The sequence below is a fragment of the Blautia luti genome (assembly GCF_013304735.1).
GTDB lineage: Bacteria > Bacillota > Clostridia > Lachnospirales > Lachnospiraceae > Blautia_A.
In genome coordinates this window covers 1-714 of the sequence record NZ_JAAITI010000094.1, presented here as the reverse complement: position 1 = coordinate 714, position 714 = coordinate 1, and the positions used below count along the sequence as shown (strand labels likewise).

Here is a 714-nt window from a genome sequence, read left to right as displayed (position 1 = left end):
CACAATATAGTCCCTGTTCAGATCCATTCCCCGACTGATATTTTCCGGAATATCAATGCCATCTGCCCACCGTTTATTGCCATCAGAAAATCTTCCATCATAGGAAAGCTGTTTCAATGTATTTGCCAGAACAAATGCAACCCGTTCTTCCCCGTATTTTTCAAACACGCCTACTGCAGCATCTGGATTTAAACGCATACCGTCGAATCCCTCTGTGATTGCCTGTTCAATTGCATTTTTACAGTCAATGTTCAGTTTTCTGGAATCCAGGTAAGCATCTACATTTCTCTCCTGCATAGCCTTTTCCAAAGTTCCCATATAAACTTCCGGATATGCTTTTACTGGATTGGCATTTAACATTTCAGCTCTCTGTGCTACAAAGTCCGGCAGTTCTGTAAATCCAAAAGAATCTACATAGTATGCGGTTAATCTGCCGCCCCGGTTCATAATGATCACATCACTGACTGACATGGAATGCCCAGTAAAATCGTTTGGTCGTTCTATATTAAAACGCTCAAAGAGATTATCCAGTGTCGTAGCATCCCTCAGTCTTTCACTGTAAACCATCTGATAGTCTTTGCCATCTACGGTAAATCCCATTTCTTTTGCCGCTTCCAGACTTAAAAACTGATACCCTCTTTCTTCCTGTCTACTGTTGATCTGGTAAATTCCATAGCGGTTTCCATCACTTTCTAAAAGAAGTGTTTCTTTGAT

The 714-nt window shown here is 41.0% G+C and carries 1 protein-coding gene; it reads right to left on the bottom strand.

Annotation, left to right across the window (positions count from 1 at the left end; all coding sequences use genetic code 11):
• Positions 1-714, bottom strand: a 714-nt coding sequence (locus G5B06_RS18580; protein ID WP_173772723.1) for a DUF3849 domain-containing protein, incomplete at both ends; no start/stop codon positions are given.